A 17,484-nucleotide genomic window follows, 5' to 3' on the forward strand; every position below is an offset into this window, starting at 1 on the left:
GATTTTGCTTAAATAACCCGTGAGAACTGCTGCATCCGCGCTTTCTGGCGCAGATAGGTATCAAAACACATGCAGATGTTGCGGATCAGCAGGCGGCCTTTCGGCGTGACCTGAATCCCCTTTTCATCGACGTCCACCAGCCCATCTTTCGCCAGCGGTGCGAGCAGCTGCAAATCTTCGGCAAAATAGTGCTGACAATCGATGTCCCACTGGGCGGTGACGGCAGCAAAATCGAGACGGAAATTACAGATCAGCGATTTGATGACGTCCCGGCGTATGCAGTCATCGCGGGTCAGCGCAATGCCGCGCCACAGGGCGTTCCCGGTTTCATCAACCTGCTGATAGTAGTGCTTTAGTTCTTTCTGGTTCTGCGCGTAGCAGTCGCCAATCATGCTGATCGCAGAAACGCCCATCCCCAGCAGGTCGGTGTCGCCCTGGGTGGTGTAGCCCTGGAAGTTGCGATGCAGCACGCCTTCACGCTGGGCAATCGCCAGTTCGTCATCCGGGCGCGCAAAATGATCCATGCCGATAAACTGGTAGCCGGCATCGGTGAGCGAGCCAATCGTCTCCTGCAGGATATCCAGCTTCTGTTCCGCCGTAGGCAGGTCCGCATCCTTGATTTTACGCTGCGCGGCAAAGAGCGTGGGCAGATGCGCGTAGTTAAATACGCTCAGGCGATCGGGGTTGAGTTCGGCCACCTTCTGCAGCGTAAAGGCAAAACTTTCCGGCGTTTGCTTCGGCAGACCATAAATCAGATCGATATTGGTAGAGGTAAACCCAATATCACGCGCATGGTTGAGCAGAGCAAAGATAAAGTCTTCATCCTGCTCGCGGTTCACCAGACGCTGCACCTCTTTATTGAAGTCCTGCACGCCCATACTCAGGCGATTGAAGCCCTCAGCGCGCAGGTGGTCAAGCACGTCCAGCTCAATTTCCCGCGGATCGACTTCAATTGAAATCTCAGCATCGGCAATAAAATTGAAGTGGGTGCGCAGCAAATTCATCAGCCGGCTGATTTGTTCTTTATTCAGATAGGTTGGCGTTCCGCCGCCCCAGTGCAGCTGATGCACCTGGCGTTCGGTAAACAGCGGGGCCCGATGAATAATCTCCTGCTCGAGCACGTCCAGGTACTGGTCGGCCTTATGCTGCTGGCGGGTCACAATTTTATTGCAGCCGCAGAAATAGCAGAGCTTATGGCAAAACGGGATATGCACGTACAGCGATAGCGGGCGCTGCGGATAGCGGGCCACCGCCTCGTCGAACTCAGCGGCGCCAAATTCGGGAGAAAACTCCAGCGCGGTGGGGTACGAGGTATAACGCGGCCCGGAATAGTTATATTTTTGGATCAGGGCCAGATCCCAGTCGATTAACTGCACGGTCATGCTCACTCCTTCCGATGGTGCCGCCGGCGGGTACGCCGCCCCGGCCCAACCGCACTTCGGGTAATGAGCCGGTTGCGCAGCCATTTCTGACGCCGCGACAACCGTCGTAGTTTAGCGAATAACCACAGCAGATAACACATAACCAGAAGGGTTATAAGCAGGACCGGGAATCCGACTGAGTGCAAACGTTAGTTTCCACCCTTCAGCAGGCGCATCATATCTTCCTTGCGCTCTTCTTCTTCCTCATCTTCGTCGTCGTCGTAGGAGAGGCCGAGCTGCTGCATAAGCTCATCAATGCGATCGAGCTTGGCATCAACCCAGGTCTGTTCTTCAGCATTCAGGGAACCACCCTCTTCCAGACGTTCCAGCAGCGCGTCCAGGCGCTCATCGTTTTCCAGCAAATCCAGCTCAGCCTGCGGTGAAAGCATAGGTTTCTCGCTCTTCGGTTTGTGCTGCTTAGTAGCCGGGGTGCTCTCGGTCACGCCCAGCGGAATCGGTTTCTTGCTACCAATACGCGGATCTTGCTGCTGACCTGCTTTTTTGCCTGCCGAGGAGCCCTCTCCGCCGGTGGCGCGACTTCCTGCCGTATGACCGCGATGTTTCTTCTGACGCTTGCGATCGCGGGCTTCCTGATTCAATTCTTCACGCGTCTTACGCTGTGTTTTACCACGGGATACAGATGTCGGTTTTTTCATGGTGTGTAATCTTCAGATCGTTTTCTTCAGTATAGAATTGAGGCGGAATCTAGCAGAAAGCAAGCAAAGAAAAAAGGCGACAGATTACTCTGTCGCCTTTTTCCTCACGAACAACCCTTAAAGGGTTTCCACTTTCCATGTTAGCTAACGACAAACCCTGTCTTTCCCTTAGCTAATAACGTTCCTTGTTACATCCTTTTCCCTTTGAAAACGTCTCCAGACGCTGGTCATCCTGACAATCCCTGGTCTTCGCCTCCTGGCGCTCCCTGACCGCTCATCCTGAGCCCTGTTCCTGTTGGCATCCTCGCCTTGACCACTACTTTACCGGGTTAAAGGAATCCTACAACCAGGTACCGTGCAAAAAGGCAATTTTCGGAATTTTCTTCAAGATATAATGCATTGATAAATAATGACTTTAACCATTAAGCCACCAATCTTTTTCATGTATTTCCCATACCACGAATGGTCAATGTCTTACAAAGCATATGGTTTTAACCTACAGCGCCTTAATTTGAGGGATGCGGTAAAAACAGCCTTTTTCTGTTGTTCAGGTATAATCCCCGCCATAGCCTTATTTAACGGAGACGACAGTCTTGACCAACTGGAACTATCAACAGACGCATTTTGTCACCAGCGCACCGGATATCCGCCATCTTCCTTCCGATACCGGAATCGAAGTGGCGTTTGCCGGTCGCTCAAATGCCGGGAAATCCAGCGCCCTGAATACGCTGACTAATCAGAAAAGCCTGGCGCGTACCTCAAAAACGCCGGGGCGTACCCAGCTGATTAACCTGTTCGAAGTTGCCGACGGTAAACGCCTGGTCGATTTACCGGGCTACGGCTACGCTCAGGTTCCCGAGGAGATGAAGATCAAATGGCAGCGGGCGCTGGGTGAATACCTCGAAAAACGCCTGTGTCTGAAAGGGCTGGTTATTTTGATGGATATTCGCCATCCGCTGAAAGACCTCGACCAGCAGATGATCGAATGGGCCGTAGAAAGCGATATCCAGGTGCTGGTGCTGCTGACTAAGTCCGATAAGCTGGCCAGCGGAGCCCGTAAAGCGCAGCTCAATATGGTGCGTGAGGCGGTACTCGCCTTTAACGGTGATGTGCAGGTTGAGGCATTCTCTTCGCTGAAGAAATCAGGCGTCGATAAGCTGCGGCAGAAGCTCGATAGCTGGTTTAACGAAATCCCTCCTCAGGAAGAGATCGAAGACGGGGAGTAATCTCCGTCAGACTCCCCGGATAACGGCGCTTAGCGCCTTATTCGGGCGACAAAATCAGGCCAGCGCCCACCATTCCGGTCGATAAAAACTTTTCTTCCGCGCAATAAAAAACGCCCCGGTCATAAATGACCGGGGCGGCTAAAATATTCAGCCAAATCCGATTACGTGAAGTAAAAGGTCTGAAAGATAGAACATCTTACCTCTGTACCCTACGTCATTAACTCTACTCTTCTTTCAGTTAGGGAGAAAGCACTTTTTGTAGTTTTTTTTCACTCTTTACATAGCAAATTCGAATGATCGTCACAAAACGCTATAAGTTATGTTGCTTACTTACAGAAAAGCGCTCTCTCCACGAAATACTTAGTGCGCTTGATCCCAGTTTTCTCCGCTACCCACTTCCACCAGCAGCGGAACCGCCAGCGTGGTGCTGTTTTCCATTAATTCATGGACCTTTTTCGCCACGCTATCGAGGTCATCTTTATGCACTTCAAAGACCAGTTCATCGTGCACCTGCATGATCATCCGCACCCGCGGCTTCTCGGTCTGCAGCCACTCATCAACGGCAATCATTGCCCGTTTAATGATATCCGCCGCCGTCCCCTGCATTGGCGCGTTGATTGCCGCTCGCTCAGCGCCCGCACGACGTGCGCCGTTGCTGGATTTGATGTCCGGGAGATAGAGCCGACGACCGTCCAGGGTTTCAACATATCCCTGCTCTTTCGCCTGCGCGCGGGTACGCTCCATATAATCCAGCACGCCCGGATAGCGCTCGAAGTAGAGATCCATATACTTTTGCGCTTCTCTGCGCGGAATATTGAGCTGGCGCGCGAGGCCGAATGCGCTCATGCCGTAGATCAAACCAAAGTTGATCGCTTTAGCGCTACGACGCTGCTCGCTGCTGACGCTCTCCAGCGGCAGGCTAAAGACCTCCGCCGCCGTCGCCCGGTGGATATCTTTCCCTTCGGCAAAAGCGGTCAGCAGGCCATTATCGCGAGATAAATGGGCCATGATGCGCAGTTCAATCTGCGAGTAGTCGGCAGAGACGATGAGATAATCCTGCGGCGCGATAAACGCCTGGCGAATGCGTCGCCCTTCGTCGTTACGCACCGGTATATTTTGCAGGTTAGGGTCCGTGGAAGAGAGACGCCCGGTGGCGGTAACGGCCTGATGGTATGAGGTATGGACCCGGCCGGTTTTGGGGTTAATCATCAGCGGCAGCTTATCGGTATACGTCGACTTCAGCTTGGCCAGCCCGCGGTACTCAAGAATCACCTTCGGCAGCGGATAGTCCAGCGCCAGCTCTTCCAGCACCTCTTCCGAAGTCGACGGCGCGCCGCCTGGGGTTTTCTTCAGCGGTTTAATGCCCTGCTTTTCAAACAGAATCGTTTGCAGCTGCTTCGGTGAGGAGAGATTGAACTCTTCCCCGGCGATCTCATAGGCCTTCTGCTCCAGCTCAACCAGGCGCTTAGCGATCTCCTGAGAATGGGCATGCAGCACCGCCGGATCAATTTTAACCCCGTTGCGCTCAACGCGGGATAGCACCGGTACCAGCGGCATTTCGATATTTTTAAATACGTGTAGCGGCCCTTCGTGCTGCTGCAGCTTCGGCCACATCTTCAGGTGCAGCTGCAGAGTGACGTCGGCATCTTCAGCCGCATAGCGACCCGCTTCTTCCAACGCAATCTGGTTAAACGTAAGCTGATTCTTTCCTTTGCCGGCAATCTCTTCAAAGGTAATGGTTTTATGCTGAAGCCAGCGATCGGAGAGGCTATCCATGTCATGGCGCCCGGCCACGCTATCAAGGATGTAGGACTCCAGCATCGTATCGAAGGCAATGCCGCGGAGCTCAATGCCATAGTTCGCCAAAATCCCGCGGTCGTACTTCAGGTTTTGCCCAACTTTGAGGAGGCTGTTATCTTCCAGCAGCGGTTTGAGCAGCTCAAGCACGCGATCGCGCGGGATCTGATCCGGCGCATCGAGATAATCATGCGCAACCGGCACATAGGCCGCAACGCCGGGTTCGATAGCGAACGACAGGCCGACCATGTTGGCCGAAATGTTATCCAGGCTGTCCGTTTCCGTATCAAAAGCAAACAGCGGCGCTTTCTTGAGCTTCTCAATCCACGCCGTTAGCGTCTCTTCATCAAGAATGGTGACGTAGTTTTCGGCAGACAGCGTTGCCGCAGCTTCAACAACCTCTTCTTCAGCCACCGCCGCTTGCGCCGGTTTTGCCGCAGGCTTGCTCCCTTTTGCCTGCATCCATTTGCCGGACTCCACGTCGGTTATCCAGCGCTTGAATTCATACTTTTTGAACAGCGTCAGCAGATCGTCCGCCGCCGGTTCCACAACCAGCAGCTCTTCGCAGCTCAGATCCAGCTCCACGTCTGTTTTAATGGTTGCCAGCTGGTAGGAGAGGTACGCCACCTCTTTATTCTGCTCGAGCTTCGCCGCCATTGTTTTGGCGCCACGGAAGCTCAGGCCAGCGATTTTTTCCGCTTCGGCATACAGCGTATCAAGGCCACCCAATCCCTGTAGCAGGGCCTGAGCTGTTTTCTCTCCGACCCCCGGAACGCCTGGAATGTTATCCGAGGAGTCGCCCATCAGGGCGAGGAAATCGATGATCAGCTCTGGCGGAACGCCGTACTTCGTCACCACTTCATCCGGGCCGAGGATCGTATTGGTCATGGTGTTAATCAGGGTGATACCCGGAGTGACCAGCTGGGCCATGTCCTTATCGCCGGTACTGATCAATACCGGACGACCCGCTTTTTCAGCCTCACGCGCCAGGGTGCCAATCACATCGTCAGCCTCCACGCCCGGTACCGCCATCAGCGGCAGGCCCATCGCTTTCACCATCGTGTGCAGCGGCTCAATCTGCGCGCGCAGATCGTCTGGCATCGGCGGACGGTGGGATTTGTAGTGCTCAAACAGTTCGTCACGGAAAGTTTTTCCTTTGGCATCAAACACCACCACGGCATGGGTGGGCTGGTACTGCAGGATCAGGCTTCGCAGCATATTCAGCACGCCGTACATTGCGCCGGTCGGCTCGCCTGCGCTGTTGGTCAGCGGCGGGAATGCGTGATACGCCCGGTAAAGGTAAGAGGAGCCGTCAACGAGGATGAGGGGGTTTTCAGGGATCTGAACCATAATTTCCGTGCCTGTTTATCAGATTATGGATAAAGGATGCCACAGACAGGCATGAAAACCTGAATTTTTCCCACATTTCGCCGAAAAGATTCACCGATCCGGTCGATCCTGCGGTACGGCTATCTGTGGATAAGTTTGTGCATAGTTTTAGGCCGGTAGCCGGTGCGTGTGAAAAAAAACGCACATCACTATAATTAGTGTTTATTTATCATGATGTTATATATGTTTTATTGATTTAAAGCCGTCACTATGACTCAATGCTCCATGTGGATATAAGATCCGCCTGTTTTTCTGTTCTCGTTAGACCCGTCATTTGCTGCGTTTTCTGATAAAATCAGGCTCTTGCGCCGTTTAATCGCGCTCTTTCTCAGCCTAACTTTCTGAATAAAATAACTATGTCGAGATTACTCGCAGCGATAACGCTTCCTCTAAGTATCGCTCTTACCATCCTGGTTACCATTATTTGTTCCGTACCGATTATCATCGCCGGAGTCATTAAACTGCTGGTGCCGATCCCTGCGGTATGGCGCGCTATCTCTCATTTTTGTAATTTCATGATGTACTGCTGGTGCGAAGGGCTGGCGCTGCTGCTGTATCTCAACCCGGGGCTGAAGTGGGACGTGCAGGGTCTTGAAGGACTGAATAAAAAGAACTGGTATCTGCTCATTAGCAATCATCATAGCTGGGCAGATATCGTGGTGCTCTGCGTGCTGTTCCGCAAGCATATACCGATGAACAAATACTTCCTCAAGCAGCAGCTAGCCTGGGTGCCTTTTATCGGTCTTGCCTGCTGGGCGTTGGATATGCCCTTTATGCGCCGCTACTCGCGAGGCTATCTCATCCGCCACCCGGAGCGCCGCGGCAAAGATGTTGCAACGACCCGTCGCTCCTGCGAGAAATTCCGCGCTTACCCAACGACCATCGTTAACTTTGTCGAAGGGTCGCGTTTCACCGAGGAAAAGCAGCACCAGACCCGTTCGCCTTACGCCAATTTATTACCCCCAAAGGCGGCGGGCATTGCGATGGCGCTAAACGTACTGGGCAGTCAGTTCGATAAGCTGCTGGACGTGACGTTATGCTATCCACAGAATAACCGACGCCCCTTTTACGATATGCTTTGCGGCCGCCTCACGCGCATTACGGTGCAGGTTAATCTGATGCCCGTCGCTGAGGAGCTGCACGGTGATTACGTGAATGATAAGAACTTTAAACGTCGCTTTCAGCGCTGGCTGAACGAGTTATGGCAAGAAAAAGACGCCCGGCTGACGAAAATGCTACAACGGCAGGAAAAGTAACTTTATTGAGCCCGAAGACAACAACGCCGGTCAGTGACCGGCGTTATTTTTTTATTTCTTCTCAACCAGCTGCTTAACGGTATCAGCATACTGGGCGACAAATGCGTCCATATTACTGGTATCCATTCCCTGCGGGTTCAGCTGATACTTACCGTTAACATACATCGCCGGTACGCCCTGCAGCTGCAGGTCAGCCGCGGCTTTTTCCTGCTGGGCAACCAGAGATTTCACCACGAAGCTGTTCCAGGCCGCATCGTAATCTTCCCCCTTCACGCCGGCATCAATGAAGACTTTGCGAATATCGGCAACGGTCTGCACGGTTTGTGTTTTCTGCACCGCTTCAAACATCGGCACGGTGATCCGATCTTCAACGCCCAGCGCCATGGCCACCGCCCACGCCTGAGTTAAATCTTTGCCCAGCGGGCCAAGGAACTCAACGTGGTACTTGGTCATTTTGACGCCTTCCGGCAGCTTTTTCTTCACGTTGTCAGAAACGTGCAGCACTTCTTCAAACTGATAGCAGTGCGGGCAGTAGAACGAGAAGAATTCGAGCACCTGAGGCTCACCGGCAACCGGCTTCTCGAGGGTAATGTACTGCTTGCCGTCGGTTATCTGGGCAGCGGATGCACTAAAAGCCAGAATCATACCAGCCAGCGCCAGCCAAATTTTTTTCATTTTTAACTCTCTCCTGGAAATATCAGATTAATACATTGGCGTTAACTGAAGAGGGGGTTCCTGTAGAACCTTCACCTGCTCAAGAAAAGTTTTGGTCTGCCCGCGCCAGTAGTCTTCCCCGGTAAGCCATGGGAAGTTGATAGGGAAGGCAGGATCGTCCCAGCGTCGCAGCAACCACGCAAGGTAGTAGACTAAGCGCATGGCGCGTAAAGGTTCGATGAGGGCAATTTCGTCGGTGTTAAACGGGCTGAATTCTTCATAAGCTTCAACGATCGTCTCCAGCTGCATGCGCTGTTCGGCTTTATCACCGTTCAGCAGCATCCAGAGATCCTGGATAGCGGGGCCGTTGCGGGCATCATCCAGATCGACAAAAAGCGGGCCATCGCGCCAGAGAATATTTCCGGCATGGCAGTCGCCGTGCAGGCGCAGGATCTTAGCGCCGCCGTCCCATTTCGCCGTGACCGCCTCGATCAGCTTATCCACCGCAGCGAGAAAACGTCCCTTCAGGCCGGCCGGTATCAGCGTTGAGTGCTCAAAGACCGCGCGCGGCTCGAGTAAATATTCCTTAATGCCGATCTCTGGTCGGGCAACAAAGAGCTGCTTGCGCCCGGTTTGATGCAGGCGGCCAAGAAAACGCCCTACCCACTCCATCTGATCAAGGTTATCTGCTTCAAACTGACGCCCGCCAAGGCTTGGGAAAACGGCAAAGAAGAAGCCCTGGTGTTGATGAAGCGAGCGATCGTTGAAGCGCAGCGGCGCGGCGACGGGCACCTCATCCTGCTCTAGCTGGAAGGTAAACTGGTGTTCTTCGAGGATCTGTTCGGCAGACCAACGCTCAGGACGATAGAACTTCACCACATAGCGGCGGCGATCTTCGTCCTGAAACTGGTAAACGCGGTTTTCATAGCTATTTAGCGGAGTGAGACCTGAGTCTACCCGCATCCCCAGATCAAACAGGCCATCGATGATGGTATCCGGGTGAAGCGTCTGAAAATTGAAAGCCTTATCGTGCATCCTGACATCCGATAATCGTACGAATAGTTCAGGATATCATCTCATAACTCATTCTGTGGTCGCACTTACAACCTTTTACTCTTTAATCACGCCGCGAGCGCGCAGTAGCGCCGTTTTGAAATCTTCTTCGTAGTCTTTCTTAATCCCTGGAATAACGGCTTCTTTTGTCGAGTCACGCATCTTCAGATGGTAAATAAGAATATCGTCAGAAAGATCGGCGAGTTCCCCCTTATAACCGGCCTCTTTCGCCAATTTCTGCAAGAATTGAATCAGATTCAGTTCCGGCTCTTTTTGCCAGGCTGGCTGGAGGAGTTCAATAACTTCATTCAGACGTTTACATTTCATGGTCATGCTCCTTACTCTTGATAGGGACAAGTTAACAGGGTCAATCCCACAATGAAAGAGGCGATATTTCTATGCAAGGCGAGGCAATAACCGGCGTCGTGCTGGCCGGCGGAAAAGCCACGCGGATGGGCGGAGTGGATAAAGGACTGCAGCCGCTAAACGGGCAGCCGCTATGGCGCTATGTTACGGATGCGCTGCAACCGCAGGTGACCAGCCTGGCGATCAGCGCCAACCGTAATCTGCAAAGCTGGCAAGCGACGGGTTACCCAATCTATACCGATAGCCTTAGCGATTTTCCCGGACCGCTGGCCGGTATGCTGTCGGTGATGCAGCAGATAGAGTGTCCCTGGTTTGTGTTTTGCCCCTGCGACACGCCGTTTATTCCGCCGTTTCTGGTTGAGCGTTTGATGCAGCAGAAGCAGGCCTCACCGGTGGTCTGGGCGCACGATGGGGAGCGGGATCACCCCGCTATCGCCCTGATACATCGCCGGCTAATACCACAGCTGGAAGCCTATCTGGCGGCCGGCGAACGGCGAGTGATGGTCTTTATGCGCCAGGCAGGCGGGCATAGCGTCGATTTTAGCGACGTAAAGTCTGCGTTTATTAATGTGAATACGCTTGCTGACTTACAGCATATTCACGATATGCAGGAGCCGTTATGATCCCTGTTTTAGCAATTTCTGCCTGGAGCGGAACCGGTAAAACAACGTTATTAAAGCAGCTGATCCCGGCATTATGCGCCGAGGGGTTGCGCCCAGGTTTGATAAAGCATACCCATCACGATATGGATGTCGATAAGCCAGGGAAAGACAGCTATGAGCTGCGCAAAGCAGGTGCCGCGCAGACTATTGTCGCCAGTACGCAGCGCTGGGCGCTAATGACTGAAACTCCGGATCAAGAAGAAGTAGACCTGCGGTGGCTGGTTAGCCGGATGGATGCCTCAAAGCTGGACGTTGTGCTGGTAGAGGGTTTTAAGCATGAACCTGTAGCTAAGATCGTGCTTTTTCGGCAAAACGGCGGCCATCGTGTTGAGGATCTTGTTCTCGATAAGTACGTTATTGCGGTGGCCAGCGATGGGCCGGTGATAACTTCTTTGCCCCAGCTGGATTTAAATAATATTGCGCAGATCGCGGCATTTATTGTGCGCTGGTTAGAAGAACAGCGCAGGTGATGAGAGGCAAGATTAGCGGCTGAAGGGTTAGGGACGCGGCGCCCGATCCGGGCGGCGTCCGGCCGCTTTTCATGAACCGCAGACAACAAAAAAACCCCATGCTTTCGCATGAGGTTTTTCTGTTTGTTTGATGCCTGGCAGTTCCCTACTCTCACATGGGGAGACCCCACACTACCATCGGCGCTACGGCGTTTCACTTCTGAGTTCGGCATGGGGTCAGGTGGGACCACCGCGCTGTTGCCGCCAGGCAAATTCTGTTTACCAACACGCCATCAAGGCCTGTCAGTTAATCTGTATCAGCTGAAAATCTCTCAAATTCACCACACCAAACAGCTTTGGCGTTGTAAGGTTAAGCCTCACGGTTCATTAGTATCGGTTAGCTCAACGTATCGCTACGCTTACACACCCGACCTATCAACGTCGTCGTCTTCAACGTTCCTTCAGGACTCTCAAGGAGTCAGGGAGAACTCATCTCGGGGCAAGTTTCGTGCTTAGATGCTTTCAGCACTTATCTTTTCCGCATTTAGCTACCGGGCAATGCCATTGGCATGACAACCCGAACACCAGTGATGCGTCCACTCCGGTCCTCTCGTACTAGGAGCAGCCCCCCTCAATTCTCCAGCGCCCACGGCAGATAGGGACCGAACTGTCTCACGACGTTCTAAACCCAGCTCGCGTACCACTTTAAACGGCGAACAGCCGTACCCTTGGGACCTACTTCAGCCCCAGGATGTGATGAGCCGACATCGAGGTGCCAAACACCGCCGTCGATATGAACTCTTGGGCGGTATCAGCCTGTTATCCCCGGAGTACCTTTTATCCGTTGAGCGATGGCCCTTCCATTCAGAACCACCGGATCACTATGACCTGCTTTCGCACCTGCTCGCGCCGTCACGCTCGCAGTCAAGCTAGCTTATGCCATTGCACTAACCTCCTGATGTCCGACCAGGATTAGCTAACCTTCGTGCTCCTCCGTTACTCTTTGGGAGGAGACCGCCCCAGTCAAACTACCCACCAGACACTGTCCGCAACCCGGATCACGGGTCTACGTTAGAACATCAAACATTAAAGGGTGGTATTTCAAGGTTGGCTCCACGCAGACTGGCGTCCACGCTTCAAAGCCTCCCACCTATCCTACACATCAAGGCTCAATGTTCAGTGTCAAGCTATAGTAAAGGTTCACGGGGTCTTTCCGTCTTGCCGCGGGTACACTGCATCTTCACAGCGAGTTCAATTTCACTGAGTCTCGGGTGGAGACAGCCTGGCCATCATTACGCCATTCGTGCAGGTCGGAACTTACCCGACAAGGAATTTCGCTACCTTAGGACCGTTATAGTTACGGCCGCCGTTTACCGGGGCTTCGATCAAGAGCTTCTCCTTACGGATAACCCCATCAATTAACCTTCCGGCACCGGGCAGGCGTCACACCGTATACGTCCACTTTCGTGTTTGCACAGTGCTGTGTTTTTAATAAACAGTTGCAGCCAGCTGGTATCTTCGACTGATTTCAGCTCCACGAGCAAGTCGCTTCACTTACCATCAGCGTGCCTTCTCCCGAAGTTACGGCACCATTTTGCCTAGTTCCTTCACCCGAGTTCTCTCAAGCGCCTTGGTATTCTCTACCTGACCACCTGTGTCGGTTTGGGGTACGATTTGATGTTACCTGATGCTTAGAGGCTTTTCCTGGAAGCAGGGCATTTGTTACTTCAGCACCGTAGTGCCTCGTCGTCACACCTCAGCGTTAACAAGAGTCCGGATTTACCTAAACTCTCCGCCTACATGCTTAAACCGGGACAACCGTCGCCCGGCTAACATAGCCTTCTCCGTCCCCCCTTCGCAGTAACACCGAGTACAGGAATATTAACCTGTTTCCCATCGACTACGCCTTTCGGCCTCGCCTTAGGGGTCGACTCACCCTGCCCCGATTAACGTTGGACAGGAACCCTTGGTCTTCCGGCGAGCGGGCTTTTCACCCGCTTTATCGTTACTTATGTCAGCATTCGCACTTCTGATACCTCCAGCAACCCTCACAGGCCACCTTCAACGGCTTACAGAACGCTCCCCTACCCAACAACGCCTAAGCGTCGCTGCCGCAGCTTCGGTGCATGGTTTAGCCCCGTTACATCTTCCGCGCAGGCCGACTCGACCAGTGAGCTATTACGCTTTCTTTAAATGATGGCTGCTTCTAAGCCAACATCCTGGCTGTCTGTGCCTTCCCACATCGTTTCCCACTTAACCATGACTTTGGGACCTTAGCTGGCGGTCTGGGTTGTTTCCCTCTTCACGACGGACGTTAGCACCCGCCGTGTGTCTCCCGTGATAACATTCTTCGGTATTCGTAGTTTGCATCGGGTTGGTAAGTCGGGATGACCCCCTAGCCGAAACAGTGCTCTACCCCCGAAGATGAATTCACGAGGCGCTACCTAAATAGCTTTCGGGGAGAACCAGCTATCTCCCGGTTTGATTGGCCTTTCACCCCCAGCCACAAGTCATCCGCTAATTTTTCAACATTAGTCGGTTCGGTCCTCCAGTTAGTGTTACCCAACCTTCAACCTGCCCATGGCTAGATCACCGGGTTTCGGGTCTATACCCTGCAACTTAACGCCCAGTTAAGACTCGGTTTCCCTGCGGCTCCCCTATACGGTTAACCTTGCTACAGAATATAAGTCGCTGACCCATTATACAAAAGGTACGCAGTCACCTGACAAATCAGGCTCCCACTGCTTGTACGTACACGGTTTCAGGTTCTGTTTCACTCCCCTCGCCGGGGTTCTTTTCGCCTTTCCCTCACGGTACTGGTTCACTATCGGTCAGTCAGGAGTATTTAGCCTTGGAGGATGGTCCCCCCATATTCAGACAGGATACCACGTGTCCCGCCCTACTCTTCGAACTCACAGAATGTGCATTTTAGTGTACGGGAGTATCACCCTGTACCCTGCGACTTTCCAGACGCTTCCACTAACACACAAACTGATTCAGGTTCTGGGCTGCTCCCCGTTCGCTCGCCGCTACTGGGGGAATCTCGGTTGATTTCTTTTCCTCGGGGTACTTAGATGTTTCAGTTCCCCCGGTTCGCTTCGTTAAGCTATGTATTCACTTAACGATAGTGTGTCGAAACACACTGGGTTTCCCCATTCGGAAATCGCCGGTTATAACGGTTCATATCACCTTACCGACGCTTATCGCAGATTAGCACGTCCTTCATCGCCTCTGACTGCCAGGGCATCCACCGTGTACGCTTAGTCGCTTAACCTCACAACCCGAAGCTGTTTCGTAAAACAGGTCGTGTTGTGAAAATTTGAGAGACTCGAACACACCGTCTTTCCTTTCTTATTACGGAGAAAGGAAACAGTGTGTCGTTTCAATTTTCAGCTTGATCCAGATTTTTAAAGAGCAAAACTTCGCAGTGCACCTTTTCAGGAACACTCTGAAGTTTTCTTATTTTGTGCAGTAAAAGGATGGTGGAGCTATGCGGGATCGAACCGCAGACCTCCTGCGTGCAAGGCAGGCGCTCTCCCAGCTGAGCTATAACCCCATCGTAAAACTAATCTCTTGTACCGGTAATTCAGACTGAGACAAGGCGTGGGAGGACGAAGCATACTGAAGTATGCGAGTCGTTTCACAACGCAGTATTCAGGATGAATTTGGTAGGCCTGAGTGGACTTGAACCACCGACCTCACCCTTATCAGGGGTGCGCTCTAACCACCTGAGCTACAAGCCTGCAGAGATTTTTTACTGCTTATTTTTCATCAGACAATCTGTGTGGACACTACAAAGGCAGGTTCTTCAGGTAAGGAGGTGATCCAACCGCAGGTTCCCCTACGGTTACCTTGTTACGACTTCACCCCAGTCATGAATCACAAAGTGGTAAGCGCCCTCCCGAAGGTTAAGCTACCTACTTCTTTTGCAACCCACTCCCATGGTGTGACGGGCGGTGTGTACAAGGCCCGGGAACGTATTCACCGTGGCATTCTGATCCACGATTACTAGCGATTCCGACTTCACGGAGTCGAGTTGCAGACTCCGATCCGGACTACGACATACTTTATGAGGTCCGCTTGCTCTCGCGAGGTCGCTTCTCTTTGTATATGCCATTGTAGCACGTGTGTAGCCCTACTCGTAAGGGCCATGATGACTTGACGTCATCCCCACCTTCCTCCAGTTTATCACTGGCAGTCTCCTTTGAGTTCCCGGCCGAACCGCTGGCAACAAAGGATAAGGGTTGCGCTCGTTGCGGGACTTAACCCAACATTTCACAACACGAGCTGACGACAGCCATGCAGCACCTGTCTCAGAGTTCCCGAAGGCACCAAAGCATCTCTGCTAAGTTCTCTGGATGTCAAGAGTAGGTAAGGTTCTTCGCGTTGCATCGAATTAAACCACATGCTCCACCGCTTGTGCGGGCCCCCGTCAATTCATTTGAGTTTTAACCTTGCGGCCGTACTCCCCAGGCGGTCGACTTAACGCGTTAGCTCCGGAAGCCACTCCTCAAGGGAACAACCTCCAAGTCGACATCGTTTACAGCGTGGACTACCAGGGTATCTAATCCTGTTTGCTCCCCACGCTTTCGCACCTGAGCGTCAGTCTTTGTCCAGGGGGCCGCCTTCGCCACCGGTATTCCTCCAGATCTCTACGCATTTCACCGCTACACCTGGAATTCTACCCCCCTCTACAAGACTCTAGCCTGCCAGTTTCGGATGCAGTTCCCAGGTTGAGCCCGGGGATTTCACATCCGACTTGACAGACCGCCTGCGTGCGCTTTACGCCCAGTAATTCCGATTAACGCTTGCACCCTCCGTATTACCGCGGCTGCTGGCACGGAGTTAGCCGGTGCTTCTTCTGCGAGTAACGTCAATCGACAAGGTTATTAACCTTATCGCCTTCCTCCTCGCTGAAAGTACTTTACAACCCGAAGGCCTTCTTCATACACGCGGCATGGCTGCATCAGGCTTGCGCCCATTGTGCAATATTCCCCACTGCTGCCTCCCGTAGGAGTCTGGACCGTGTCTCAGTTCCAGTGTGGCTGGTCATCCTCTCAGACCAGCTAGGGATCGTCGCCTAGGTGAGCCATTACCTCACCTACTAGCTAATCCCATCTGGGCACATCTGATGGCATGAGGCCCGAAGGTCCCCCACTTTGGTCTTGCGACGTTATGCGGTATTAGCTACCGTTTCCAGTAGTTATCCCCCTCCATCAGGCAGTTTCCCAGACATTACTCACCCGTCCGCCGCTCGTCACCCGAGAGCAAGCTCTCTGTGCTACCGCTCGACTTGCATGTGTTAGGCCTGCCGCCAGCGTTCAATCTGAGCCATGATCAAACTCTTCAATTTAAGTTTGATGCTCATGAATTAAACTTCGTAATGAATTACGTATGTTCACTCAGAGACTTGGTATTCATTTTTCGTCCGAGGACGTTAAGAATCCATGTCACTTTGAGTGCCCACACAGATTGTCTGATAAATTGTTAAAGAGCAGTTGCGACGCGCTTTAGCGCTCTGTCGCGAGGTCCCGTATATTACGTTTTCCTCATTCAGAGTCAAGCGTTTATTTTGCTTTTCTCTGTCGGCTTCCGCGGCTGATATTCAGCGCTGGAGCCTTCTGACCCGGCGGCCTGTAAGCCGTTGTTCCGTGTCAGTGGAGGCGCATTATAGGGAGTTCTCCGACGTTGACAAGCCCTGTTTGCAAAAAACTTTTCAACCGCCTCTTTTTTCACCAAAACGGGTCGCGGAGTGGCAAAAAACCGGCGTTTTGCCGTTTTAAACAACGAAATGCCCCGCCTGGTGGCATACTGATAGAGTAGAAAAGAGAAAGGAACGGCATTTATGTCTTTAAGCGCACAGCAACTGGCGGCACAGAAAAACATCTCCTGGGTACTGGCGGAGAAACTGGCCCAAAAAATTCTGACCGGCGAATATCAGCCGGAAAGCATTCTCCCCGGCGAAATGGAGCTGGGCGAGCAGTTCGGCGTGAGCCGAACTGCGGTACGAGAGGCGGTCAAGACGCTGACAGCGAAAGGTATGCTCTTGCCGCGCCCGCGCATCGGTACCCGCGTTATGCCACGCAGTAGCTGGAACTTTCTCGACAAGGAGCTGCTCTCCTGGTGGTTAACGGAAGATAACTTCGAAGAGGTGGTGACCCACTTCCTCGTCATGCGCAGCAGCCTCGAGCCGCAGGCCTGCTTTCTGGCCGCCACCCACGGCTGCGCGGAGCAGAAGGCGCAGCTTAATAGCCTAATGGAAGATATGGGCGAGCTGAAAAGACGCTTCCAGCGCGAGCGCTGGATTGAAGTCGATATGGCCTGGCATGAGCACATCTATGAAATGAGCGGTAATCCCTTCCTTATCTCTTTCGCCTCGCTATTCCATTCGGTCTATCACACTTACTTCACTTCTATTACCCAGAATGAGGTGGTGAAGCTGGATCTCCATCAGGCAATTGTTGACGCTATTCTGAACAGCGACGGCCCGCGAGCGCTCAGCGCCTGCCAGGCCCTGCTGAGCGCACCAAACCATTCAGGTAAATAAAGGGTTCC

The 17,484-nt window shown here is 52.8% G+C and carries 12 protein-coding genes, 2 tRNA genes and 3 rRNA genes; 5 read left to right on the forward strand and 12 right to left on the reverse strand.

Translation table 11 applies throughout. The features are described from left to right. Positions 1-8: 8 nt before the first annotated feature. Together hemN and yihI are read right to left on the reverse strand one after the other, a co-directional pair. On the reverse strand, positions 9-1,382 hold the full coding sequence (gene hemN / locus MMW58_RS28340) for an oxygen-independent coproporphyrinogen III oxidase (protein WP_159237712.1): 1,374 nt from the start codon (positions 1,380-1,382) through the stop codon (positions 9-11). A 188-nt stretch (positions 1,383-1,570) separates the two neighbouring features. Further along, positions 1,571-2,077 carry a Der GTPase-activating protein YihI gene (yihI, locus tag MMW58_RS28345; RefSeq protein ID WP_133601284.1) on the reverse strand — a complete coding sequence of 169 codons (507 nt, stop codon included), beginning with the start codon at positions 2,075-2,077 and terminating at the stop codon, positions 1,571-1,573. A 593-nt stretch (positions 2,078-2,670) separates the two neighbouring features. On the opposite strand from yihI, the gene yihA reads away from it, so the two are divergent. Next, entirely contained in the window at positions 2,671-3,303 is a 633-nt protein-coding gene (yihA, locus tag MMW58_RS28350) for a ribosome biogenesis GTP-binding protein YihA/YsxC (protein WP_041143382.1), read from the forward strand. 147 nt (positions 3,304-3,450) lie between these two features. Here yihA and spfP read toward each other — a convergent pair whose 3' ends face one another. Together spfP and polA are read right to left on the reverse strand one after the other, a co-directional pair. Then, a complete protein-coding gene (spfP, locus tag MMW58_RS30465) occupies positions 3,451-3,498 on the reverse strand; it encodes a small protein SpfP (RefSeq protein WP_071892919.1) in 48 nt (15 codons plus the stop codon). Positions 3,499-3,663: 165 nt separating this feature from the next. Further along, positions 3,664-6,450, reverse strand: a complete 2,787-nt coding sequence (gene polA, locus MMW58_RS28355) for a DNA polymerase I (RefSeq protein WP_133601283.1) — start codon at positions 6,448-6,450, stop codon at positions 3,664-3,666. 395 nt (positions 6,451-6,845) lie between these two features. Between polA and MMW58_RS28360 the strand changes: the two genes are divergently transcribed. Then, positions 6,846-7,745: an acyltransferase gene (locus tag MMW58_RS28360; RefSeq protein WP_241722542.1), complete on the forward strand. Its 900-nt coding sequence runs from the start codon at positions 6,846-6,848 to the stop codon at positions 7,743-7,745. Positions 7,746-7,796: 51 nt separating this feature from the next. On the opposite strand, the gene dsbA is transcribed toward MMW58_RS28360, so the two are convergent. From dsbA to MMW58_RS28375, 3 genes are all read right to left on the reverse strand, one after another. Then, entirely contained in the window at positions 7,797-8,420 is a 624-nt protein-coding gene (gene dsbA / locus MMW58_RS28365) for a thiol:disulfide interchange protein DsbA (protein ID WP_241722543.1), read from the reverse strand. 27 nt (positions 8,421-8,447) lie between these two features. Beyond that, the gene (locus MMW58_RS28370; RefSeq protein ID WP_241722544.1) at positions 8,448-9,434 is read right to left on the reverse strand and encodes a serine/threonine protein kinase; all 987 of its coding nucleotides are present in this window, start codon (positions 9,432-9,434) and stop codon (positions 8,448-8,450) included. 75 nt (positions 9,435-9,509) lie between these two features. Next, positions 9,510-9,779, reverse strand: coding sequence for a YihD family protein (locus MMW58_RS28375; protein ID WP_045853708.1), 270 nt, complete (start codon positions 9,777-9,779; stop codon positions 9,510-9,512). Positions 9,780-9,850: 71 nt separating this feature from the next. On the opposite strand from MMW58_RS28375, the gene mobA reads away from it, so the two are divergent. Together mobA and mobB are read left to right on the forward strand one after the other, a co-directional pair. After that, a complete protein-coding gene (gene mobA / locus MMW58_RS28380) occupies positions 9,851-10,441 on the forward strand; it encodes a molybdenum cofactor guanylyltransferase MobA (protein WP_133601280.1) in 591 nt (196 codons plus the stop codon). Then, the gene (gene mobB, locus MMW58_RS28385; RefSeq protein ID WP_241722545.1) at positions 10,438-10,950 is read left to right on the forward strand and encodes a molybdopterin-guanine dinucleotide biosynthesis protein MobB; all 513 of its coding nucleotides are present in this window, start codon (positions 10,438-10,440) and stop codon (positions 10,948-10,950) included. Before mobA ends, mobB begins: the two co-directional genes overlap by 4 nt. Before the next feature lie 132 nt (positions 10,951-11,082). Here the strand turns inward: mobB and rrf are convergent. From rrf to MMW58_RS28410, 5 genes are all read right to left on the reverse strand, one after another. Continuing rightward, positions 11,083-11,198, reverse strand: a 5S ribosomal RNA gene (gene rrf, locus MMW58_RS28390). A gap of 97 nt (positions 11,199-11,295) precedes the next feature. Continuing rightward, positions 11,296-14,203: ribosomal RNA gene (locus tag MMW58_RS28395) — 23S ribosomal RNA — on the reverse strand. A 206-nt stretch (positions 14,204-14,409) separates the two neighbouring features. Next, positions 14,410-14,485: transfer RNA gene (locus tag MMW58_RS28400), tRNA-Ala, on the reverse strand. 110 nt (positions 14,486-14,595) lie between these two features. Continuing rightward, positions 14,596-14,672 (reverse strand) — tRNA-Ile (locus tag MMW58_RS28405). A 70-nt stretch (positions 14,673-14,742) separates the two neighbouring features. Continuing rightward, a 16S ribosomal RNA gene (locus MMW58_RS28410) occupies positions 14,743-16,282 on the reverse strand. Together the 16S, 23S and 5S rRNA genes with 2 tRNA genes alongside form the textbook arrangement of a ribosomal RNA operon. 492 nt (positions 16,283-16,774) lie before the next feature. On the opposite strand from MMW58_RS28410, the gene MMW58_RS28415 reads away from it, so the two are divergent. Next, the gene (locus MMW58_RS28415; RefSeq protein WP_241722546.1) at positions 16,775-17,476 is read left to right on the forward strand and encodes a FadR/GntR family transcriptional regulator; all 702 of its coding nucleotides are present in this window, start codon (positions 16,775-16,777) and stop codon (positions 17,474-17,476) included. Positions 17,477-17,484: the final 8 nt, after the last annotated feature.

The sequence above is a fragment of the Klebsiella sp. HC6 genome (genome assembly GCF_022605325.1).
Lineage (GTDB): Bacteria > Pseudomonadota > Gammaproteobacteria > Enterobacterales > Enterobacteriaceae > Klebsiella > Klebsiella terrigena.